The 21764-nt window shown below is 50.8% G+C and carries 19 protein-coding genes and 1 pseudogene; 5 read left to right on the forward strand and 15 right to left on the reverse strand.

Annotation, left to right across the window (positions count from 1 at the left end):
• Positions 1-155 precede the first annotated feature (155 nt).
• Positions 156-806, forward strand: coding sequence for a hypothetical protein (locus KCG54_RS08520; RefSeq protein WP_254323931.1), 651 nt, complete (start codon positions 156-158; stop codon positions 804-806).
• Between the two features lie 88 nt (positions 807-894).
• On the opposite strand, the gene KCG54_RS08525 is transcribed toward KCG54_RS08520, so the two are convergent.
• Together KCG54_RS08525 and KCG54_RS08530 are read right to left on the reverse strand one after the other, a co-directional pair.
• Positions 895-1335: a DNA polymerase III subunit chi gene (locus KCG54_RS08525; protein ID WP_219089491.1), complete on the reverse strand. Its 441-nt coding sequence runs from the start codon at positions 1333-1335 to the stop codon at positions 895-897.
• A 37-nt stretch (positions 1336-1372) separates the two neighbouring features.
• On the reverse strand, positions 1373-3859 hold the full coding sequence (locus KCG54_RS08530) for a heavy metal translocating P-type ATPase (protein WP_254325013.1): 2487 nt from the start codon (positions 3857-3859) through the stop codon (positions 1373-1375).
• Positions 3860-4220: 361 nt separating this feature from the next.
• Between KCG54_RS08530 and KCG54_RS11985 the strand changes: the two genes are divergently transcribed.
• Complete coding sequence (locus KCG54_RS11985; protein WP_263340872.1) at positions 4221-4346, forward strand: hypothetical protein; 126 nt, start codon at positions 4221-4223, stop codon at positions 4344-4346.
• 68 nt (positions 4347-4414) lie between these two features.
• Here KCG54_RS11985 and hflX read toward each other — a convergent pair whose 3' ends face one another.
• From hflX to lptF, 4 genes are all read right to left on the reverse strand, one after another.
• Positions 4415-5575 carry a GTPase HflX gene (gene hflX, locus KCG54_RS08535; protein ID WP_254323932.1) on the reverse strand — a complete coding sequence of 387 codons (1161 nt, stop codon included), beginning with the start codon at positions 5573-5575 and terminating at the stop codon, positions 4415-4417.
• Positions 5576-5619: 44 nt separating this feature from the next.
• A complete protein-coding gene (locus KCG54_RS08540) occupies positions 5620-6840 on the reverse strand; it encodes a glycosyltransferase (RefSeq protein ID WP_254323933.1) in 1221 nt (406 codons plus the stop codon).
• 119 nt (positions 6841-6959) lie between these two features.
• Positions 6960-8030 (reverse strand): LPS export ABC transporter permease LptG, encoded by a 1071-nt coding sequence (gene lptG / locus KCG54_RS08545; RefSeq protein WP_063075941.1) that lies wholly within the window; start codon positions 8028-8030, stop codon positions 6960-6962.
• The gene (lptF, locus tag KCG54_RS08550) at positions 8027-9142 is read right to left on the reverse strand and encodes an LPS export ABC transporter permease LptF (protein WP_004519285.1); all 1116 of its coding nucleotides are present in this window, start codon (positions 9140-9142) and stop codon (positions 8027-8029) included. The genes lptG and lptF overlap by 4 nt, the downstream gene beginning before the upstream one ends.
• Before the next feature lie 158 nt (positions 9143-9300).
• Between lptF and KCG54_RS08555 the strand changes: the two genes are divergently transcribed.
• The 3 genes and pseudogenes from KCG54_RS08555 (at position 9301) to znuD (ending at position 13800) form a co-directional block, all read left to right on the forward strand.
• The gene (locus KCG54_RS08555; RefSeq protein WP_254323934.1) at positions 9301-10710 is read left to right on the forward strand and encodes a leucyl aminopeptidase; all 1410 of its coding nucleotides are present in this window, start codon (positions 9301-9303) and stop codon (positions 10708-10710) included.
• A gap of 100 nt (positions 10711-10810) precedes the next feature.
• Positions 10811-11292, forward strand: a pseudogene (locus KCG54_RS08560) (cupin domain-containing protein).
• A 219-nt stretch (positions 11293-11511) separates the two neighbouring features.
• Positions 11512-13800 carry a TonB-dependent zinc receptor ZnuD gene (gene znuD, locus KCG54_RS08565; RefSeq protein WP_254323935.1) on the forward strand — a complete coding sequence of 763 codons (2289 nt, stop codon included), beginning with the start codon at positions 11512-11514 and terminating at the stop codon, positions 13798-13800.
• 84 nt (positions 13801-13884) lie between these two features.
• Here the strand turns inward: znuD and KCG54_RS08570 are convergent, their stop codons facing one another.
• The 9 genes from KCG54_RS08570 to odhB all read right to left on the reverse strand — a co-directional run bounded on the left by KCG54_RS08570 (position 13885) and on the right by odhB (position 21687).
• The gene (locus KCG54_RS08570; protein WP_049352724.1) at positions 13885-14697 is read right to left on the reverse strand and encodes a phosphatidylserine decarboxylase; all 813 of its coding nucleotides are present in this window, start codon (positions 14695-14697) and stop codon (positions 13885-13887) included.
• 225 nt (positions 14698-14922) lie between these two features.
• The gene (locus KCG54_RS08575) at positions 14923-15189 is read right to left on the reverse strand and encodes a hypothetical protein (RefSeq protein ID WP_070608048.1); all 267 of its coding nucleotides are present in this window, start codon (positions 15187-15189) and stop codon (positions 14923-14925) included.
• On the reverse strand, positions 15170-15577 hold the full coding sequence (locus tag KCG54_RS08580) for a phage holin family protein (RefSeq protein WP_254323936.1): 408 nt from the start codon (positions 15575-15577) through the stop codon (positions 15170-15172). Before KCG54_RS08580 ends, KCG54_RS08575 begins: the two co-directional genes overlap by 20 nt.
• Positions 15578-15686: 109 nt before the next feature.
• Positions 15687-16055 (reverse strand): DUF883 family protein, encoded by a 369-nt coding sequence (locus tag KCG54_RS08585; protein ID WP_063068023.1) that lies wholly within the window; start codon positions 16053-16055, stop codon positions 15687-15689.
• Between the two features lie 193 nt (positions 16056-16248).
• Positions 16249-17139, reverse strand: a complete 891-nt coding sequence (gene sucD, locus KCG54_RS08590) for a succinate--CoA ligase subunit alpha (protein WP_070734676.1) — start codon at positions 17137-17139, stop codon at positions 16249-16251.
• A gap of 10 nt (positions 17140-17149) precedes the next feature.
• On the reverse strand, positions 17150-18316 hold the full coding sequence (gene sucC, locus KCG54_RS08595; protein ID WP_003675098.1) for an ADP-forming succinate--CoA ligase subunit beta: 1167 nt from the start codon (positions 18314-18316) through the stop codon (positions 17150-17152).
• Positions 18317-18387: 71 nt separating this feature from the next.
• On the reverse strand, positions 18388-18675 hold the full coding sequence (locus KCG54_RS08600) for a hypothetical protein (protein ID WP_004519272.1): 288 nt from the start codon (positions 18673-18675) through the stop codon (positions 18388-18390).
• A gap of 124 nt (positions 18676-18799) precedes the next feature.
• Complete coding sequence (lpdA, locus tag KCG54_RS08605) at positions 18800-20233, reverse strand: dihydrolipoyl dehydrogenase (protein WP_002217382.1); 1434 nt, start codon at positions 20231-20233, stop codon at positions 18800-18802.
• Positions 20234-20490: 257 nt separating this feature from the next.
• Positions 20491-21687 carry a 2-oxoglutarate dehydrogenase complex dihydrolipoyllysine-residue succinyltransferase gene (odhB, locus tag KCG54_RS08610; RefSeq protein ID WP_254323937.1) on the reverse strand — a complete coding sequence of 399 codons (1197 nt, stop codon included), beginning with the start codon at positions 21685-21687 and terminating at the stop codon, positions 20491-20493.
• Positions 21688-21764: the final 77 nt, after the last annotated feature.

Consider the following 21764-nt stretch of genomic DNA (forward strand, 5'->3'; position numbering starts at 1 on the left):
TCGCCGTTTAATTCCAAAAACATACCACTTAACCTAATTTGAGAAAAATAAACAAATCTGTAATAAAATAGAACAAAAGTACAAACAATTATCTACGCTCATCAATAAAAACAAATTTCCCCCAATTTTCTCTTAACTTAAGAAGGAATCCTAATATGAACGTATTAAACAAATTCGGTATGCTAATCTTGACCGCTTCCCTGCTGGCAGCCTGCGGCGACTCCGGCAATAAAGGCAGCAGCGACAAACCAGCCGAACAAGTCGCTCAAAGCGAATCTAGCCCGGCCAATAAATACGAAAAAGCTTTGAGTGAATTCCCGGAAGCAGATCCTAAACTGGCTGAACCTATTGTTATTTCCGATAAAAAATCTCCAGAAGGTCTTGCCGAATTGCAAAGATTTATTCACTTCACCACCAGTGAAGAAGCTCAAAACATCGGTAAGATGGGGCAAGAATTACAACAACTGGCCAGACAAGGTAAAGAAGCCGAGACTTTAGATCAGATGAAAAAACTGACTGACGCTCTGGAGCAATTCCATCAGAGCGCAACTGCCCTCGATATCAAAGATCCTGAAATCAAAGCAGTTATGGATCGTACACTGCAAGTCAGCAGTGCTGCCAACAACCTGATGATTTATGCAGGCAAGTATTCTTCTGAGCTGACTATCGACGGCAAAGATAAAGATGCAGTCAAATTTGCCAAAGATTTCCAAGAAAAATCTCAAAAATTGCAAGAAACCCTGCGTGCAGCCAATCAAGAAGTAGAAAAGGCTGCCACAGCCTTAGGCAAGAAATATTCCCAATAAGCCCTATTGTTTCCAATAAATAGCAGAAAGGGACATCATCAAAATGTCCCTTTGTTTATATTCAGACGGCCTTGAATATCTCCAACACTCAATCCTTCCCTTCTCTAGAAAAATGCTCAATCTCGAATCCACTCTGACGATAAGCTCGGAAACGGTCTCGGGCTTCGGCCAAATCTTCCAAGCTGTTGCCCACAATTTCAAGGATACGGTTTGGAATGGCCGGGGCTTGACTCCAGAAATCAGCAGACAGGTTCAAAACCGTGCAATCTTGCGAAATATTCGGCAATGCGTTTCCAAACGCAAGCAATACCGGCGTTTCAGACGGCATGGGGTCGGTAGACAGCCAGATTTCATGCGGAATAAAGCTTTCGGGAATCTGCTGCCACAAATCAATGTCGAGTTGCTGTACTGCCGCGGCAGAATCCGACCACACCAAAATCTGCCCGCCATCGCGTATGGCGCGCGAAATCAAGCGACAGGCAAAGGCGGCCGGTCGGGCGACGTGTGTATAAAAAGTGGCTTTAGGCATGGCGTATTCTTTCGTTTAGGCAATAAATTTGCCGTTTTCAGACGGCCTTTTTGGTTTTCAACAATCTCAAGGCATTGCCCAACACCAGCAGCGAGCTGAAACTCATGCCGAGCGCGGCGATCCACGGGGTCACGTAACCAAATACGGCCAGCGGAACGGCAACCAGATTGTATGCGCTCGCCCAAGTCAGGTTTTGGCGGATGATTTGATGGGTGCGGCGTGCCTGTTCCATCATCACGGGCAAAACGTTCAAATCATCATTGAGCAAAACCACATCGGCACCGTCGCGCGCCACATCGGCACTCGTGGCCACAGCGGCCGACACGTCGGCTTGGGCAAGGACGGGGACGTCGTTGATCCCGTCGCCGATCATCATGACTTTACGTCCTTGTTTTTGCAGACTTTCTACATAAGCCAGCTTGTCTTCCGGCGTGGCTTCGGCACGATAGGCATCCAAGCCCAGCTCTTGCGCGACTTGGGCGACGGCAGCCTGTCGGTCGCCGCTTAAAAGGTGCAGACGGATGCCGTGTTGCTTCAGGTTTTGCAGCATTTCAGCGGCGCTGTCTTTGATTTGGTCTTCCAGCAAAAAGGCCGTCTGAAAACCGCTTTGATTGCCCAAGAAAATAATGCCGCCCGTGTGGTCGATATGGGTAAAGGCTTCGGGCAGATTCCCGGCAATTTCCGAAACAAACGCCGCTTTGCCCAAAGCCCACACTTGGGTTTCGCCATCCAATTCAATTTGCGCGCTGACACCGTGTCCGATACGGTTGACCCGTTGCTGCACTTTCACATCAAGCGCGGATACAGGGCCGTCTGAAAGCATATGGTTCAAAATGGCACGGGCGATGGGGTGTTCCGATTGCTGCTCCAATGCTTGGGCAATGGCAAGGGCTTGGGCTTCGTTCAGACGGCCTGCACTCAACATCCGGCTGACGGAAAGCTGCCCTTTGGTCAGCGTACCGGTTTTATCGAACACGACGTCGTCAATTTGGGCGAGGGTTTCCAGGCTTTGTTTGCCGCTGATGAGAATGCCGTCTTTGGCAAGCGCACCGGTCGAAGCGGCCAGCGCGGTCGGTGTGGCAAGCGATAAGGCGCACGGGCAGGTAATGACCAGCAGGGCGACGGTAATCCACAAGGCGGTGTGCGCGTCGGCATACCAAGCCCAGCCGATAAAAACGGGAATAGCAAGCAAGAGCTCGCCAAACACGAAACTGGACGCGTATTTTTCGGCCAACTCGGCGGCACGCGGTTTTTGCGCCAGCGCGCGGTCGAGCAGTTTGACGATATGGGACAGGCGCGTGTTGCCGCCGGTATGGTCGGTGCGGATGATTAAAGGGCTGCTGGTGTTAAGCGTGCCGGCGGTTACTTTTTCAGACGGCCTTTTCACAATGGGCAGGCTTTCCCCGGTCAACATGGCTTCGTTAACTTCGCTCTCGCCGGACAAAACCGTACCGTCCACCGGAATGACTTCGCCAGGTTTCACAACAATCGTATCACCGATATTGAGGCGGACGACTGCGGCTTCCTCAATGGCTTCGCTTTCCGGATAAGACGGCAAACGGTGGCAAAATGCCGGAACCAGCTTGACCAACCGCTCCGCCGCATCGCCTGCTTTGCGTCGGGCAATCTGTTCCATAAAACGCCCGCCCAACAGGAAAAACAGCAGCATGGCGATGGATTCGAAATACATGCCCTGCCCTGCGTTGGTGATCAGGCTGTAAATACCCGCGATAAAGGTCATCACAATGGCAATGGCAATCGGCGTATCCATGCCGACACGGCGGTTTTTCCAGTCGCGCCATGCGCCGCGGTAAAACGGCAACGCGCTGTAAAACACAACGGGCAACACCATCAAAAAGCCGCCCCAATGCAGGATTTCCAAATAAAGCGGCTCGATGTCGCCACCGTAAAAATAAGTCGGCAGGGCAAACATCATCGTCTGCATCATGCCCAGACCGGCCACGGCCAATCTGACGATAAACTGCTTGCGCTCTTTCTGCGCCTGCGCTTCGATTTTTTGCGCATCATAAGGCGCAGCGGTATAACCGGTTTGGCGGATTTTAAGCAAAATGTCCGACAATTCGATGTGGGCGCTGTCCCACACCACGCGGCAGCGGTGGGTGCTGTAATTCAAATCCACACGCACCACGCCCTTCATGCGCAACAACTGCTGCTCAATCAGCCACACACACGCGGCGCAGGTAATGCCACCCAGCATCAACACCGCCTCGCGTTCATCCCCAACGCCTACCTCGACAAAGTCCGCCTGTACTTCGGGCAAATCGTACAGCTTTAATTGCGACAATACTTCCGGCGGCGGCAATTCGGATTTTTCCGCGTCGGCAGTACGCTGTTTGTAATAATTGCCCAAACCGGCATCAATAATACTCTGCGCCACTGCTTGGCAGCCTGCGCAGCAGGTTTCGTGTTCTTCGTCTTCAAAACGAACCGTCAGATGCAGATGCTCGGGGACTTCAAGCCCGCAATGGAAACAGTTTTTTTTGGGATGTGTGGGAGATGTCATCATGTGTTCGATTTATTTTTCAGACGGCCTGAAACAACCGTCCCTGGGTGTTACATTTTAGCAAAAAGCGTTTTTCCGCCTCTTTTCATTCAATTTTGAATTAACAGGCTGTCGGATTTTGTAAAAAATATGGAAAACAAAGTATTGCCCGTTCATCAAACGATGAACGGTAACATATAAATACCGTTTATCTTTAAAAACTTCCGATTATTTTAATGTAAAAATGGAACTTTTTTAAAAATCCCGATACATTCTTTGTTGACCTCAATCCATTTAAGCAGCATACTTTAGGCATTCCGCGAAGACGGAAATCAAAAAACACACATTTACTTATAAAACTAACTTATTGGGAAACCTCACCATGATTGATCGCCTTATGCCTATCTTCGCCGTTATCGGCATTTTGTCCAGCACCGTATACCTGAGCCTCGCCGCTTGGATGCTTTACGAAAACGTGTTCAAAAAGAAAAGCCCTCTGTCGGCATAATCCTCGGATTTAGAATTTTACGGTAAGGCCGTCTGAACATTCAGACGGCCTTGTTTCATTCCATACCATCAAGCACTTGGCTGTACGGCCAATTCAATCATCGCTTCGCGCAAACCGTCCAAACCCAAACTTTCAGCAACGGAAACATTCACGCCGACGGCATGCCCGGAATTGTCGCGCAAAATGCCTGCTTCACGCATACCCGACGGCAGCAAATCGATTTTGTTGTACACCACCAATTGCGGAATTTCATGTGCGCCGATTTCTTCCAAGACTTCGTTGACATCGTCCATCTGCCGTTCAAAATCGGGATTGGAGGCATCAACGACGTGCAGTAGCACATCCGCCATCGTCGTCTCTTCCAAGGTAGCGGAAAACGCCGATACCAGCTTGTGCGGCAAATCGCGGACAAAGCCGACGGTATCGGTCAAAATCACGCTTGCCTCATGCGACAGGAAAAGCCGTCGCGCAGTAGTATCCAAAGTGGCGAACAACTGGTCTTTCGCCAATACGTCCGCTTTGGTCAAGCGGTTGAACAGGCTGGATTTTCCGGCATTGGTATAGCCGACAATGGCAAAGGTTTTCAGACGGCCGCTCATGCGCGATTTGCGGCGTGTGGCGCGTTGCTTGCGGACATCGGCAAGCTGTTTTTTCAATGCCGTGATTTTCTGTCCGATTAAACGGCGGTCGGTTTCCAACTGGGTTTCACCCGGCCCTTTCAAGCCGATACCACCCTTCTGACTTTGCAAATGCCCATAACCGCGCACCAGCCGTCCGCTCAAGTGATTCAACTGAGCCAGCTCCACCTGCAACTTACCTTCCTGCGACTGGGCGCGTTCGGCAAAAATCGCCAAAATTAAACCCACTCTGTCGAGGACGCGGCATTGAAGCTCTTTTTCCAGATTACGCTCTTGTGTCGGCGTGAGTTCGTGGTTGAACACGACCAGCCCGACATCATGCTGCTTAACCACTGCCGCCAACTCTTCCGCCTTGCCCGTACCGACAAACAAAGCCGGATGCGGTTTATCGCGGCGTGAAGTTTCGATAGAAACCAAATCGCCGCCGGCCGCGCCCACCAATTCTGCCGCTTCGGTCAAAGCCGTCTGAAAGCCGCGTTCGCGCGTTTCGTTTGCGCCGGAATAGTCCGCCGTCAGCATCACGCCGACCAAGAGGACGCGTTCGGGCTTTTCCAAAGATTTATCGACGGAAAACAGATTGCGCTTGCTCAAAGAATTTCCTTTCAGACGGCCTGACGGCTGGGTCAAAGTGCTGATTAACGGTTTTTCAAAATATCGGCGAAATATTCGGCCACTTCTGCCAAACGTCCGCCTTGCACGGCATAAGGCTGCATGACGGCCACCAGCTGCTCCAATACTTCGCGCGTTTCGGTTTGCGCGTGTTCGCGGTAGAGCCACATATTTTGCATGGTCACAGTGGTCAATTCCTCGCGTACATCCAGCAAGAGCAAGTGTCGGCAAGACTCATAGCCTTGACGCAAATCGCCGGCCGCATAGGCGGTAACCGACAATTCATAGTCGATGTCCAACTGATAAACATTGCTTTGGACAAAAAGAATATCGTCTGTTGGGAACGGAATGCGTTTCGCCATCAGGCCGATTGCATGGGAAATGCGGTATTTTCCTTCCTGACGCAGCATGGTTTGCGCAAGGTAGAGACACTCGGCACGGCGCGGATTGTAATCGTAGCCTGCCAACCAAGTCGCCAAGGCTTCATCGCGTTTGCCCATTAATTTGTAGCACTCGCCCAGCTGTTGGTAAGAAACCGTCACTTCCTCTATCCAACCGCCCAACTCGATGCGTTTTTTAAACCATTCGCTTGCACGCTCGGGCATATCAGAATCCCAATAAGAGCGTGCCGCATAAAAGGCGTAACGCGGTTTCAGGTCTTCGTCTTCAGGGCTGTAAAACGCTTTTTCCAAAGAAACGGCGTCAAGCAGGTATTTGTTCGCCATATTGCTGCGTGCGCCGAAACGACCGCTGAGAACCGTATAGTCGCCATGAAGCGTGGCTTCGCTGGTATCTTGTTTGTCGGTTTCAATAAATTCGTGCAACACGCCGCGCCAGTAGAATGTGCCGTCATTGCGTAACAACAGCGGACGATAATAAACCACGCTGCCCATGGCATTTCTCATGCGGAGGCGGTAGCGGTCGGCGGTCAGCTCGGGCAATTCCAATTTGCCTTCAAAGCGGTCGTCCGCATCAAAAATCAACACGTAATCGGTTTTGTCTTTTGCGTGTTTCAACGCTTGATTGCGGTTGTATGCAAAATTTTGCCAACCATCATGATGAATCTCGCCTGCGATGCCCTTTGCATCGAAAAAGCGGCGGATCACGCCGGCGGTATCATCGGTCGAGCCGGTGTCGCTGATGACATAGTAGTCAAGTTTGATGTGGTCGGTGATGTTGGCCAGTGTTTCTTCGATGATTGCCGCTTCGTTTTTGACAATCATATTCAAGCAGATGGTTTGGGACATTTTCAATAGCCGCATTGGTTTGGAAAGGTATTATTTTACTTTAGCATTTTGTTTTTTGCACACAAAATACTCAGGCCGTCTGAAGATTGCCTTTCAAACGGCCTGAAGTTTATTTTGCCTTATCTTTTTTCCTGACGGCGTATCAGATACACCGCCAACAGTGCAAACAAAACCGTCGGCAATGCGCCTGCCAAAAACGGCGGCACGCCGTACAACTGGCTGGTAAAGCCGAAGAGCCGTCCGGCAAAGTGAAACAGCAAACCGAGACAGATACCGCCGAAAAGTTTCAAGCCCATATTGCCGTGGCGCGTGGTTTGCGGGGTAAAGGCGAAGGCAACAAGCGCCATCACCCATGCGGCAACGGGATACACCAGCTTGCGCCACCATGCGATGGCATAGACTTGGGTATTTTGGTTGTTTTTTTCCAGATGGTCGATGTAGGTAGTCAATTCGCCGACAGACATTTGGTCGGGCTTGACGAGCAATACATCCATCAGGTTGCGTTTGACGGAAATCGGCCAGTTTTCTTCGGCGGCAGTAGAAACCTCGACTTTATCTTCGCCCAATATGCTGCGGCGGATATTTTTCAGCTGCCAGCTACCGTCTGGATTCAAAACAGCGGATTCGGCTTCTGCCGCTTGGATCAGTTCGTTTTTATCGTTGCGCTGCCAAATTTTGATGCCCAAAAGCGTATGGTCGGGCAACATTTCGCGCACGTTGATAATGCTGTTTTTTTCTTTCAACCAAAGGCCGGTATTGCCGGTGCTGATTTTGCCGTTAATGGCCGCAGCTTTGATGTTTTCGGCTTTTTGGCTCAGAGTGGGAGCAACCCATTCGCCAAGTGCGACGGTGGCAATGGCGAAAATCAAACCGAACTGCGACAGAATCAACAGCAGCTTTTTGGTACTCATGCCGCTGGCTTTGATAACGGTCAGCTCGCTGCCGGAAGCCAGTTGGCTGAGGGAAATCAGGCCGCCGATCAAAACGGCTAACGGCATCAGTTCATATGCGCGCGCAGGCATCTGCATTAAAACATACTGCCCCAATTTTGCGCCGTTATAGCTGCCTTTTCCAAGATCGCCGACTTCGTTGATGATTTCAAAAAAGCTGTACAAAGCGAGGAAGGCAAGGAGGGCGTAAACCGCCATAACCGCCATTTGACGGATGATGTAACGTGAAATCAGGTTCATTTTCCGCCTTTCAATGTCAGACTTTTGGCAACCGCCTGCCAGAAGGGTTGGCTGGGCATACTGCGCACGCGCAGCAGGACGACGGCAATCACAAACATGATGATGTGCATAGGCAGCAGCCCGAGCCAGAAATGGATTTTGCCGTCTTCCACGGCGTTGCGCAGGAAGGTCAGCCCGTTTTGGTAAACCAAAAACAAACCGATGGCAATCAGGATATTGTAGGTATGGCCGCTGCGCGGATTGAAATAGGAAAGCGGCACAGCAAGCAGGCACAGCAACAAAACACTGACGGTCAAGGAAATACGCCACATCAATTCCGCCTGGTGTTGGGGATTGCTGCTGCCAATCAGTTGAGCAGTCGGAATGGTACGGCGGTGTGAAACAGGGTCGATAAGTTTGGGCGTGGTGCTGATAATCAGGCTGAGGTGTTGGAAAGAAACGCGGTTGTAATCGGCTTTGCCGGGCGTACCGCTATAACGGTAGCCGTCGCGCAATTCAAGCGTGCGTTTGTTGTCGGTCAGCGAAAAATTGCCCTCTTTGGCAAAAACGATGTTGTCGTTACCGTTTTTGTCCTGCTCGCGCAGGAACAGGTTTTTCATGATGCCGGATTCGGTATCGAAGGTTTCGACAAAATAAACCCTGCCGTTGCGCTTGCCCAAGCTATTAAACTCGCCGGCTTCCACCAAAGACAATTCCTGCTTCTGCTTCAAGATTTCGGCATATTCGCGGCTGCGCAACTCTGCCCACGGCATTACCCAAAGCTGCATGACGGCAATCAAAATGGCAAACGGCACGGCAAACTGCATGACCGGGCGTATCCATTGTTTCAATGCCAATCCGCAAGAGAGCCAAACCGACATCTCGCTGTCGCGCCAATAGCGGGTCAATACGGTCAACGTACTGATAAATGCGGTCAACACCAGCAAAAGCGGGGTCATGCCGATTACCCAAAAGCCGACCAAGGCCAACACGGCATCGATGGCGACACGCCCGTCGGCTGCGCGGCCAAGCAGGTTGATAGCCTGCGTCGACACCAATACTGCCAAGAGGACGACAAAGATGCCGACGGCGGTAAAGGAAAGTTCTTTAATAAAGTTTCTTTGGTAAATCATAAGATTGAGCGTGGTATACGGTTTATGGGAAACCTATATTTATTAATAAGGCTTCAGACGGCATGACACAAATGGAGTACAATGATTTTCATCTGTTCGGACGGCTGGTCAACAGGCCGTCTGAACAACCGACAACCGTTCCAATCAGGAGAATAAACGTGAAATTTAGCACAAAAGCCGAAACTTTGCAGGCTCAACAGGCAGGTGCGCAATTATTTGTCTGCGCCGACGCATCGCAACTGAGCAACCCGACTGCCCTCGCCCTCTTCGCTTCCCTTGAAGAAGGTCAAAATTTCGCCGACACCAAAATCCCGACGGACAACGGTTTGCAAGCCATTGCCGTCGTCCGCCTCGAAAAAACCGACCGCGCCGCATTGAACAAAGCCGCAGCCGAAGCCGCCAAATGGGCGCAAAATCAAGAAACGGTCAATGTGGACGTTCACGCCTTTGAAGAAGCGCAAGCCGCCGCCGTTGCCGAAGCGTTTGCAATTGCGTTCGGCAATGCCGCCTACCGTTTCGACCGCTACAAAAAAGAAGCCAAACCGGCCAAATTTGCAGAAGCCGTGTTCCACAGCGCACACGAAGCCGCCGTCAAAGAAGCCCTGCGCGTTGCCGAAGCGCAAGTTTACGGACAAAGCCTCTGCCGCGACTTGGGCAATGCCGCACCAAACGAATGCACGCCTGAATTCCTCGCGCGTACCGCCAAAGCCGAAGCCGAAAAACTGGGCGCACACGCTAAAATCATTGAAAAAGACTACATCAAAGAAAACATGGGTTCGTTCTGGTCTGTCGCCAAAGGCAGCGTCGAAGACCCATATTTGGTCGAACTGAGCTATTTCGGTGCAGCCGACAAAGAAGCCGCGCCTGTGGTATTGGTCGGCAAAGGCATTACCTTCGACACCGGCGGCATTTCCCTCAAACCCGGCCTAAACATGGACGAAATGAAGTTCGACATGTGCGGCGCGGCAACCGTCATCAGCACATTCTGCGCCGCCGTCAAACTGCAACTGCCGATCAACCTGATTGCCATCGTCGCCACTTGTGAAAACATGCCTTCCGGCGTGGCCAACAAACCGGGGGATGTCGTAAAAAGCATGAAAGGCTTGACCATCGAAGTGTTGAACACCGATGCCGAAGGCCGTCTGATTTTGTGTGACGCTTTAACTTACGCCGAACAATTCAAACCCCAAGCCGTCATCGACGTCGCTACCCTGACCGGCGCGTGCATCATCGCCTTGGGTCATGACGTCAGCGGCGTGATGGGCAACAATCAAGATTTGGTCGACAGCCTGCTGGCCGCTTCCCGCAACGTGGACGACAAAGCATGGCAACTGCCGCTCTTTAAGACTTACAAAGACCAACTCAAATCCAACTTTGCCGACATTCCAAACATCGGCACGCCGGGTGCAGGCACGATTACCGCCGCAACATTCCTGTCTTACTTTACCGAAGACTATTCATGGGCACACCTCGACATCGCAGGTACCGCATGGAAATCCGGCGGTGAAAAAGGCGCGACCGGCCGCCCTGTTCCTTTATTGTTGAACTATCTGCGCAATGTGAAATAAATCTTGGGGGAAGCCTGCGGGGTTACACATTTCAACCCCGCAGGCCGTCTGAAAACGGAATCGGCATTATCTGACTCAACCTGACAAACGGAGAACCACCATGAAACCACTATTTGCCGCATTATCTGTCGCCCTTCTGCTCGGCACATCCATAAGTGCTCAAGCTGCCGAACAAACCACCCCACCGACCGCAGCATCCAAGTGTACAAAAAAGCCGACTTAGCAGAATGGAACCGCGAAAACGCTGCCGGAGGCCAAGGCCCTCTGCTCGGCAGCTTTGCCTTCACGCGCCATCAAACCGCCGACCAAGACGCATTCAAAGAAATCGGTTGGCTCACATTACCGCCGGGCGCTTCCATCGGCCAACACAAACATACCGGCAATGAAGACGTTTACATCATCGTATCCGGCAAAGGCCTGTTTACCGACAGCGAAGGCAAACAAACCGAAGTCGGCGCCGGCGACATTACCATCGCCCGCCCCGGCCAGTCCCACGCGTTGAAAAATATCGGCAGAAAGCCGTTAGTCTTCCTTGATCTGATTGCAGAGACCGCTGGCGCTAAAGCCGCCGAAACCAAGTAATGCTTTCAATGAAAGCAAACCATCTGCCATGACTTTCTGCTTTACCCAAACCAGGCAGCAGAGAGATTGTTCCGTTTTCATTTAAACCTACATACAAGCTAAAGGCCGTCTGAAAACCACGCTTCGTTTTCAGACGGCCTTTTTTTCTCAAAAATCTTATCATATAAATGATGCAATGTTATATAATAACAGCCTTTCGAAATATGATGAGAAACTAAAATGACACAAACCACACTCAAGCCCATTGTTTTATCTATTCTTTTAATCAGCACCCCCATCCTCTCCCAAGCGCATGAAACTGAGCAGTCAGTTGACTTGGACGAGGTTACCGTCGTCGGTAAAAGCCGTCCGCGCGCTACGTCGGGGCTGTTGCACACTTCGACCGCCTCCGACAAAATCATCTCCGGCGATACCTTGCGCCAAAAAGCCGTCAACTTAGGCGATGCTTTAGACGGCGTACCGGGCATTCATGCCTCGCAATACGGCGGCGGCGCGTCCGCTCCCGTTATTCGCGGTCAAACAGGCAGACGAATTAAAGTGTTAAACCATCATGGCGAAACGGGCGACATGGCGGACTTCTCGCCCGACCATGCCTTGATGGTGGACAGCGCCTTGTCGCAACAGGTTGAAATCCTGCGCGGCCCGGTTACGCTCTTGTACAGCTCGGGCAATGTGGCCGGTTTGGTCGATGTTGCCGATGGCAAAATCCCCGAAAAAATGCCTGAAAACGGCGTATCGGGCGAAGCCGGATTACGTTTGAGCAGCGGCAATTTGGAAAAACTGACATCCGCAGGCATCAATATCGGCTTGGGCAACAACTTCGTGCTGCATACTGAAGGCTTGTACCGCAAATCAGGCGATTACGCCGTACCGCGCTATCAAAAAGAAGAAGGCCGTCTGAAACGACTGCCCGACAGCCATGCCGATTCAAAAACAGGCAGCATCGGCCTGTCTTGGGTTGGGGATAAAGGTTTCCTCGGCGTGGCGTACAGCGACCGTCGCGACCGCTACGGCCTGCCTGCCCACAGCCATCTCTACGACGACTGCCACGCCGACATCATCTGGCAGAAAAGTTTGATTAACAAACGCTATTTGCAGCTTTATCCGCACCTCTTGACAGAAGAAGACGTCGATTACGACAATCCGGGTTTGAGCTGCGGCTTTCACGACGACGATGATGCACACGCCCATGCCCACAACGGCAAACCGTGGATAGACCTGCGCAACAAACGCTACGAACTCCGCGCCGAATGGAAGCAGCCGCTTCCTGGTTTTGAAGCCCTGCGCGTACATCTGAACCGCAATGACTACCACCACGACGAAAAAGCAGGCGATGCAGTAGAAAACTTCTTCAACAACAAAACACACAACGCCCGTATCGAGTTGCGCCACCAACCCATAGGCCGTCTGAAAGGCAGCTGGGGCGTGCAATATTTGGGACAAAAATCCAGCGCGCTTTCCGCCATTCCCGAAACCGTCCAACAACCGATGTTGATTGACAACAATGTGCGCCATTACAGCTTTTTCGGCGTAGAACAGGCAAACTGGGACAACTTCACACTTGAAGGCGGCGTACGCGTGGAAAAACAAAAAGCCTCCATCCAGTACGACAAAGCATTGATTGATCGGGAAAACTACTACAACCAACCCTTGCCCGACCTCGGCGCGCACCACCAAACCGCCCGCTCGTTCGCGCTTTCCGGCAACTGGTATTTCTCGCCCCAACACAAACTCAGCCTGACCGCCTCCCATCAGGAACGCCTGCCGTCAACGCAAGAGCTGTACGCACACGGCAAACACGTCGCCACCAACACCTTTGAAGTCGGCAACAAACACCTCAACAAAGAGCGTTCCAACAACATCGAACTCGCGTTGGGCTATGAAGGCGACCGCTGGCAATACAATCTGGCACTCTACCGCAACCGCTTCGGCAACTACATCTACGCCCAAACCCTCAACGACGGACGCGGCCCCAAATCCATCGAAGACGACAGCGAAATAAAGCTCGTGCGCTACAACCAATCCGGCGCCGACTTCTACGGCGCAGAAGGCGAAATCTACTTCAAACCGACACCGCGCTACCGCATCGGCATTTCCGGCGACTATGTACGAGGCCGTCTGAAAAACCTACCGTCCCTGCCCGGCAGGGAAGATGCCTACGGCAACCGTCCTTTCATCGCACAGGACGACCAAAACGCCCCTCGTGTTCCGGCTGCGCGCTTTGGCGTCCACCTGAAAGCCTCGCTGACCGACCGCATCGATGCCAACTTGGACTACTACCGCGTGTTCGCCCAAAACAAACTCGCCCGCTACGAAACGCGCACGCCCGGACACCATATGCTCAACCTCGGTGCAAACTACCGCCGCAATACGCGCTATGGCGAGTGGAATTGGTACGTCAAAGCCGACAACCTGCTCAACCAATCCGTTTACGCCCACAGCAGCTTCCTCTCTGATACGCCGCAAATGGGTCGCAGCTTTACCGGCGGTGTAAACGTGAAGTTTTAAAATCGGACAGGCAAACAAAAAAGGTTTTCAGACGGCCGTCTGAAAACCTTTTTCTTGTTTTAACCAATCATTCAAAACCGGCAATTAATCTTTCAACACATCTTGCACAGCCGCTTGAATCTTAGCCGCCGCTGCTTCGATTTGCTGTTGTTCGGTAGATAGGTTTGCCACTGTTTCAGCCGGAGCCGCTTGTGAAGCTGGTGCAGCTTGTGGAGCTGCGGCTTTAGGCTCAGATTCAGTTTGCGGCGCAGTCAGCGGCAAACGCGCCAATACAGTGCTGACGCCGGTAACTTTATCACCAATCGCCACTTGCGCCTGAGCATCGACAGGCAGATACATATCCACGCGCGAGCCAAAACGGATAAAGCCATAGCGTTCGCCGCGAGACAGTTTCGCACCTGCTTGGGTGTAGCACAAAATACGGCGCGCCACCAAACCGGCCACTTGAACAAAAGTAATTTCACGACCTGAAGCCGTAGTCGCCAAAACCGCATTACGTTCATTTTCCGTGCTGGCCTTATCCAAATCCGCATTCACGAATTTGCCTTTGTTATAGACCACTTTCGTTACCGTACAATCGGCAGGCGATTTTTGCGAATGCACGTTGAACACGTTCATAAAAATACTGATTTTCAAAGCATCGACATCACGATACGGATCGCGTGCGCGCTCGACCACCACGATACGGCCGTCAACTGGGCTCAACACCGCTTCAGGATTTAGCGGAATCTCACGCGCAGGGTCGCGGAAAAACTGCAGGGCAAATACGGTAAACACCCAAAACGGCAAAGACCACCAGCCGCAGCACATCGACACCAGCAGGCTCAAAGCCAAACCGCCGCCGATAATCGGCCAGCCCTCACGGGCGATAATCGGGTGGGGATACAAACGGTTCATCACTTATCCTTCATTTAATAATTTCAAAATTGCCACCATTATATCTGAAACTCCAAATATTGAGGCCGTCTGAAATGTTCAGACGGCCGGTGTCTTTTGTAAAAAATACTCAATATAGATAAAGTTTCAGTTTCGGCAACACAATGACGCAGCGTCCTCAACCAGCGGCTCACACGAGCCAACAATACGCTGCAAATATCATTTAGACCAAACCTCCGCCCTCGATTATCTCGACAAGCCCAGTATGACCGCCAATACCAGCCAAATCCAATGCCGACGGCGTGATGTAGAGAACAAAGAGCGTTGAGACAGCAAACGCGTTTGGCTCAACTGATACGCCACATCTGCGAGCTTAATCAACTGATTGCCCTGTCGTGTTTTGCTTTCTTCCGCTTTACGCAGTTTCAAATTTTCCGCTTCAATCCGCAGCCGCACCAGCTTAGCCTCTAAAAGCAGCAGCTCACGCTCTTCTTCATACTCCTGTCGCTTCATCGTCCGTATCCTTGTCTATCTCACCGCGCAAATACGCAATATCCGATCGAATATCCTGCAAGGTTTCAGCCACACGACTGCCCTGCTCCCGATAATCTGCCGATACTTTGCGGAACAATACGGCAATAATCAGCAGGCTTACAAAGAAAATGCCGAAAAACACCCACAAAGCGGCCACATCCGACAGCACGCGGTTCAAGCCGAACAGCAAACCAACCAAGCCCACCATCAACAGCGCGCCGGACAACACCAGCCAGATCGCCAACCGGAACACATTCTCCGCCTGACGCGTCAAATCCAAGCTCAATATCTGCAAACGCAGCAGCAGCAAATCCGCGCCCTGATTCAACAAAGCCTTGCCATGTTCAAAACGCTGGCGAATTCCCATCTCGATTATCCTTTTTTCCAGGAAAAATAAGGCTAAGGCCGTCTGCACAGCGCAATGAAATCCATGATTTCATGTACACGCCTGTTCAGACGGCCTTAACATATTCACATTAACGGCGGTTCAACAACACACCGACAACCAAACCGGCCAATGCGGCAAAACCCATCGCATAATATGGTTTTTCATGCACCACTTCATCAGCTTGTTTGGCACCGCGTTTCAAGCACGCCCCAGCATCTGATTCTAAATCGGAAAAAAGCTCTTTACCATCTTTAAATCGTTCGCTAATCTCTTCTTCGAAGCTGCTAAAACGCTCTTTGGCTTCTGCCAATTTTGCTTCCAATTTAGCGCGAATTTTACTACCTTCTTCCGAACCGGCTTCAACACCATTGCGGTACAGTTCGTCCACATCATCCATTACTTCTCGGATATCTTCCAACAAAGCATCACGACGTTTTTCAAAATTATGTTTTTTCATAATACATACTCTCCTATAGATTGATATGGTTACAGATTATTCATCTGTTAATAACATTATAACCATTTATTTCCAAATAAACGTTAATTTAAATAAAATTAAGTCCTTATTCTGAAAAAAAACGAATGAAATTTAAAAAAGGCCGTCTGAAAACTTCAGACGGCCTTTTCCATTCAGCTTAAAGACTTAAGTCTTATGCCAAACCTTTTGCTTTCAACACTTCCAGCATGGTAGTGCCCAACTCGGCAGGGCTGCGGGTGTAAGCGATACCGGCTTTTTCGAAAGCGGCGAATTTTTCTTCGGCAGTACCTTTACCACCGGAAATAATCGCACCGGCGTGGCCCATACGTTTGCCTTTAGGAGCGGTAACACCAGCGATGTAACCGACAACAGGTTTGGTTACGTTGGATTGGATGTATTCGGCTGCTTCTTCTTCCGCAGTACCGCCGATTTCACCGATCATGATGATGGCATCGGTATCTGGGTCTTCTTGAAAGAGTTTCAGTGCGTCGATTTGGTTCATACCAGGAATCGGGTCGCCGCCGATACCGATACAGGTTGATTGACCCAAGCCCAGTTTGGTTGTTTGTGCCACGGCTTCGTAAGTCAACGTACCGGAACGGGAAATAATACCGATGCGGCCAGGTTGGTGGATGTGGCCCGGCATAATACCGATTTTGCACTCACCCGGAGTAATCACGCCCGGGCAGTTAGGGCCGACCAAGCGAGTACCGTTGCCGTTGGTTTCCAAGTAACGTTTAGCTTTGAGCATGTCCAGAGTAGGCACGCCTTCGGTAATCACAACGACCAAGCCTACGCCTGAATCAACGGCTTCAACGATAGAATCCAAAACAAACGGAGCTGGAACGTAAATTACAGATGCGTCAGCGCCGGTTTCTTTAACGGCTTCTTTCATGGTGTTGAATACAGGCAGATCCAAATGGGTTTGACCGCCTTTGCCTGGGGTAACGCCGCCGACAACTTTAGTGCCGTAAGCCAGAGCTTGTTCGGAGTGGAAAGTACCGTTTTTACCGGTGAAACCTTGAACCAATACTTTGGTGTCTTTATTAATCAATACGCTCATTCTTTTCTCCTTAGGCGTTTACGGCTGCAACAATTTTTTCGGCTGCGTCATTCAGGCCGTCTGCAGAAGTCAGTTTCAGACCTGATTCGTTCAGGATTTTCGCGCCGAGTTCGGCGTTGTTACCTTCCAAACGAACAACGACAGGAACGTTGACGTTGATTTCTTTAACGGCTGCCACGATGGCTTCCGCAATCATGTCGCAACGTACGATACCGCCGAAGATGTTGATCAATACGCCTTTAACGGATTTGTCTTCCAAAATCAGTTTGAACGCTTCAACCACGCGGTCTTTGGTTGCGCCGCCACCAACGTCCAAAAAGTTGGCAGGTTGGCCGCCTTTGAGTTTGATGATGTCCATAGTGGCCATCGCCAAACCGGCACCGTTAACCATACAGCCGATGTTGCCTTCCAGAGCAACATAGTTCAGGTCGAATTCAGAAGCTTTCAGCTCACGTTCGTTTTCTTGAGATTTGTCGCGCAATTCAGCGATTTTTGGCAGGCGGTAAAGCGCGTTGCTGTCGATACCGATTTTGCCGTCCACGCAAGCCAGCGCACCGTTTTCGCGAACTGCCAATGGGTTTACTTCAAACAGGGCGAAGTCGTTTTCGATAAACGCTTTGTACGCGCCGGTCATCAGTTTGACGAACTCGTTGATTTGTTTGTCTTTCAAGCCCAGTTGGAAGGCAACTTCGCGAGCTTGGCAAGGTTGCAGGCCGACCAGCGGATCAACGGTTACTTTGAAGATTTTTTCTGGAGTTTCGGCAGCAACTTTTTCAATTTCCACGCCACCTTCGGTAGAAGCCATGAATGTAACGCGGCGGGTAGAACGGTCAACCACTGCGCCCAAGTACAGCTCGGTTTGAACAGGATACATGTCTTCACAAACCAAAACGCTGTTGACAGGTTGGCCGTTAGCATCGGTTTGGTAAGTTACCAAGTTGGTGCCAATCAGGCTTTCAGCCACTTCTTTAGCTTCTTCGCGGCTTTTAACGACTTTTACGCCGCCCGCTTTACCGCGGCCGCCGGCGTGTACTTGTGCTTTGACAACAGCGAATTTGCCGCCCAATTTGTCGTAAGCTGCAGCGGCTTCTTCGCCGTTGTGTGCCAAAATACCGCCTTGTACGGGCAAACCGTAGCTAGCCAGCAGTTCTTTAGCCTGATACTCGTGTAAATTCATGGATTTCTCCTTAAGGTGAGTGGGTTTTAGGAATCGCCCTGCGGCCAATCCCATATTTTCAGACGGCCCTACTATTTACTGAAGGGCAACCACATCCGCGCCAGCAGATACATGGTTGCGCCGCCTCCCCCGAGAATAAAAAAGACGATGCCTTTTTTACGCGAATTCGGGCAGAGCAGATAAACGGCAAGGCTGAAACTGATAAACAACAATGCCACGCGCCAAACCAATTCTTTATCTTTGAAACGGTTGAGCGTATAAGTTTCGGTCATCATCACATACATCTGCCACAATGCGGCCATACACATGCTGATGATGCCCATCGGTATAAAGAAAATACCGACTATTTCTTTGTTCATAACGAATGTAAATGCTGTTTGTTTGTCTGATGGAATTATAAATCAGAAAACGAAGCTCTCGAAACATTCAATTTGTCGGAGGCCTTAAGGCCGTCTGAAAAGTTTCAGACGGCCTTAATGTCTATCAACCGTGCAAAGCGCGTTTGTCAGCCGCCAATGCAGCTTCGTGAACCACTTCGGACAAGGTTGGGTGGGCATGGATAATGCGGGCGATGTCTTCGCTGCTGGCGAAGAATTCGAGCGCAGTCACGCCTTCGGTAACCAATTCGCTGACAACCGGGCCAATCATGTGTACACCCAAGATGCGATCGGTTTTGGCATCTGCCAATACTTTAACCGTACCTTTGGCTTTGCCCATTGCCAATGCGCGACCGTTTGCACCGAAACCTGAAGTACCTTTTTTGTACTCCACGCCTTCGGCTTTGAGCTGCTCTTCGGTTTTACCCACCCAAGCGATTTCAGGGTCGGTGTAAATCACGAACGGCACGTTGTTGAAGTCGATATGCGGTTTTTGACCAGCAATGCGCTCGGCAACGGCAACGCCTTCGTCGCTGGCTTTGTGTGCCAACATCGGGCCGCGAACCACGTCGCCGATTGCCCATACGTTAGGCAGATTGGTACGGCATTCGCCATCTACTTTGATAAAGCCGCGTTCGTCTTTTTCCAAGCCTACGGCTTCCGCGTTCAGGCCTTTGGTGTTTGGAATACGACCGATGGCAACGATCAGTTTGTCGAATACTTCGGTTTTGGCTTCGCCGGCAGCAGTTTCGTAAGCAACGGAAACGCCTTTGCCTTCAGACTTGATGTCACCGATTTTCACGCCCAATTCAATGCTCAGACCTTGCTCTTTGGTGAAGTATTTGAAGGCTTCTTTGGCGATTTGTTGGTCGGCAGCAGCCAGGAAGGTCGGCGCAGCTTCAAGAATGGTAACTTCTGCACCCACGCGGTTCCATACGGAACCCATTTCCAAACCAATCACGCCGGAACCGATCACGCCGAGTTTGGCAGGTACTTCGGTCAGGTTCAATGCGCCTTCGTTGTCCAATACGTTCACGTTGTCGATAGCGACTTGTGGCAGCGGACGCGGTACGGAACCGGTCGCTACGATGACGTGTTTGGCTTCGATAACGGTTTTCTCGCCTTTGTTATCGACTTCGATTTGGTAAGCATCGCCATTTTTACCGGCAAAAGAAGCAGTACCAAACAGGCTGGTTACTTTGTTTTTTTGGAACAGGAATTTCACGCCGCCGGTCAGTTTGGTCACGATGGCATCTTTACGCTCAATCATTTTGGCCGCGTCGAATTTTACGTCGCCGACAGTGATACCGTGTTCGGCAAAATCGTGTTGCGCAGCGTGGAAATGTTCGCTGGATTGCAACAGGGCTTTGGAAGGGATACAACCTACGTTCAAGCAAGTACCGCCCAATGCAGGGGCATTGCCTGCTTTGTTAACGCCTGCGTCAACGCAAGCGGTTTTGAAACCGAGTTGCGCGGCACGGATGGCGGCAACGTATCCACCCGGGCCTGCACCAATCACTACTACATCATATTGAGACATCGTGTCATCCTTTGCTTTTGCAGTATCTCAAAATAAAAACGATACTTTTTGTTTCTTTTTTATTTTGAATGACTGCTTTTGATGGTTTTAAGAAAAGGCCGTCTGAAAGTCCATATCTGCCGATTCATTCGAATCAAATGTTTCAGACGGCCTCAATCGTTTGTTGAGCCTATTGTAGCACGATACTACATTACGCTACATCTAAATAAAAATTCAGACGGCCTTTTCATTAATAAATAAAAGGCCGTCTGAAACGATTAAAGATCCAACAACAGGCGAGCTGGGTCTTCCAACGCGTCTTTAATGGCTACCAAGGTCAATACAGCTTCTCGGCCGTCAATAATACGGTGGTCGTAGGACAGAGCCAGATACATCATTGGACGGACAACAACTTGACCGTTTTCAACCACAGCGCGCTCTTTAGTGGCGTGCATACCCAAAATCGCAGATTGAGGCGGGTTGATGATCGGGGTAGACATCATAGAACCGAAAGTACCGCCGTTGGTAATACTGAATGTACCGCCGGTCAGATCTTCGATAGCGATTTTGCCGTCTTTGGCTTTTTTCGCGTAATCAACAATTGCTTGCTCGATGTCGGCAATGCTCATTTGGTCGGCATCACGCAGGATTGGTACAACCAAACCGCGTGGGCTGCCAATCGCGATACCGATGTCGAAGTAGCCGTGGTACACGATGTCTTTGCCGTCAACAGAAGCATTCACAACCGGGTATTTTTTCAGGGCGGCAACAGCGGCTTTAACGAAGAAGGACATAAAGCCCAGTTTTACGCCGTGTTCTTTCTCGAATTTATCTTTGTACTTCGCACGCAAGTCCATGATTGGTTTCATGTTGACTTCGTTGAATGTAGTCAAAATGGCGTTTTCTTGTTGAGAAGCCAGGAGGCGTTCTGCAACACGAGCACGCAGACGGCTCATTGGTACGCGTTCTTCAGGACGTGCGCCTGCAGGAAGTGCAACAGCAGGAGCAGCGGCTGCGGCAGGTTTGGCAGCGGCATTTTGTACGTCTTCTTTCAATACGCGACCGTCACGGCCGGAACCTTGCAATGCGTTCACGTCAACACCGGTCTCGGCAGCTAGTTTGGCGGCGGCAGGCATAGCGGCGTTGTTTTGTGCAGCAGCAGGAGCGGCGGCTGGAGCTGTGGCGGCGGGGGCTGCTTCGGCAGGCGCAGCGGCTGGAGCTTCGGTGGCGGCAGTAGCAGCTGTATCGATACGTGCCAAAACTTGGTCGGCAACAACGGTTTCACCGTCTTGCGCTACGATTTCAACCAATACGCCGGCTTGTGGAGAAGGTACTTCCAAAACCACTTTGTCAGTTTCGATATCGATCAGGATTTCGTCACGGGCAACTGCTTCGCCAACTTTTTTCTTCCATTCCAAGAGCGTGCCTTCAGATACGCTTTCAGACAGCATAGGTACTTTTACATCAATAATCATTTTGTGTCTCCAATGGCCCTTTCAGACGGCCTGTTGTGTGTTTTTAATTCTGCATATGGGCATTCCGCCTGAGCAGC

Origin of the sequence: Neisseria subflava (genome assembly GCF_024205705.1) — a bacterium.
Lineage (GTDB): Bacteria > Pseudomonadota > Gammaproteobacteria > Burkholderiales > Neisseriaceae > Neisseria > Neisseria subflava_D.

Bases quoted from the DNA above. Each gene is read 5' to 3' on its own strand.
- KCG54_RS08520 (WP_254323931.1), top strand. From the start codon at position 156: ATGAACGTATTAAACAAATTCGGTATGCTAATCTTGACCGCTTCCCTG.
- KCG54_RS08525 (WP_219089491.1), bottom strand. From the start codon at position 1,335: ATGCCTAAAGCCACTTTTTATACACACGTCGCCCGACCGGCCGCCTTT.
- KCG54_RS08530 (WP_254325013.1), bottom strand. From the start codon at position 3,859: ATGACATCTCCCACACATCCCAAAAAAAACTGTTTCCATTGCGGGCTT.
- KCG54_RS11985 (WP_263340872.1), top strand. From the start codon at position 4,221: ATGATTGATCGCCTTATGCCTATCTTCGCCGTTATCGGCATTTTGTCC.
- KCG54_RS08540 (WP_254323933.1), bottom strand. From the start codon at position 6,840: ATGTCCCAAACCATCTGCTTGAATATGATTGTCAAAAACGAAGCGGCA.
- lptG (WP_063075941.1), bottom strand. From the start codon at position 8,030: ATGAACCTGATTTCACGTTACATCATCCGTCAAATGGCGGTTATGGCG.
- lptF (WP_004519285.1), bottom strand. From the start codon at position 9,142: ATGATTTACCAAAGAAACTTTATTAAAGAACTTTCCTTTACCGCCGTC.
- znuD (WP_254323935.1), top strand. From the start codon at position 11,512: ATGACACAAACCACACTCAAGCCCATTGTTTTATCTATTCTTTTAATC.
- KCG54_RS08570 (WP_049352724.1), bottom strand. From the start codon at position 14,697: ATGAACCGTTTGTATCCCCACCCGATTATCGCCCGTGAGGGCTGGCCG.
- KCG54_RS08575 (WP_070608048.1), bottom strand. From the start codon at position 15,189: ATGAAGCGACAGGAGTATGAAGAAGAGCGTGAGCTGCTGCTTTTAGAG.
- KCG54_RS08580 (WP_254323936.1), bottom strand. From the start codon at position 15,577: ATGGGAATTCGCCAGCGTTTTGAACATGGCAAGGCTTTGTTGAATCAG.
- KCG54_RS08585 (WP_063068023.1), bottom strand. From the start codon at position 16,055: ATGAAAAAACATAATTTTGAAAAACGTCGTGATGCTTTGTTGGAAGAT.
- sucD (WP_070734676.1), bottom strand. From the start codon at position 17,139: ATGAGCGTATTGATTAATAAAGACACCAAAGTATTGGTTCAAGGTTTC.
- sucC (WP_003675098.1), bottom strand. From the start codon at position 18,316: ATGAATTTACACGAGTATCAGGCTAAAGAACTGCTGGCTAGCTACGGT.
- KCG54_RS08600 (WP_004519272.1), bottom strand. From the start codon at position 18,675: ATGAACAAAGAAATAGTCGGTATTTTCTTTATACCGATGGGCATCATC.
- lpdA (WP_002217382.1), bottom strand. From the start codon at position 20,233: ATGTCTCAATATGATGTAGTAGTGATTGGTGCAGGCCCGGGTGGATAC.
- odhB (WP_254323937.1), bottom strand. From the start codon at position 21,687: ATGATTATTGATGTAAAAGTACCTATGCTGTCTGAAAGCGTATCTGAA.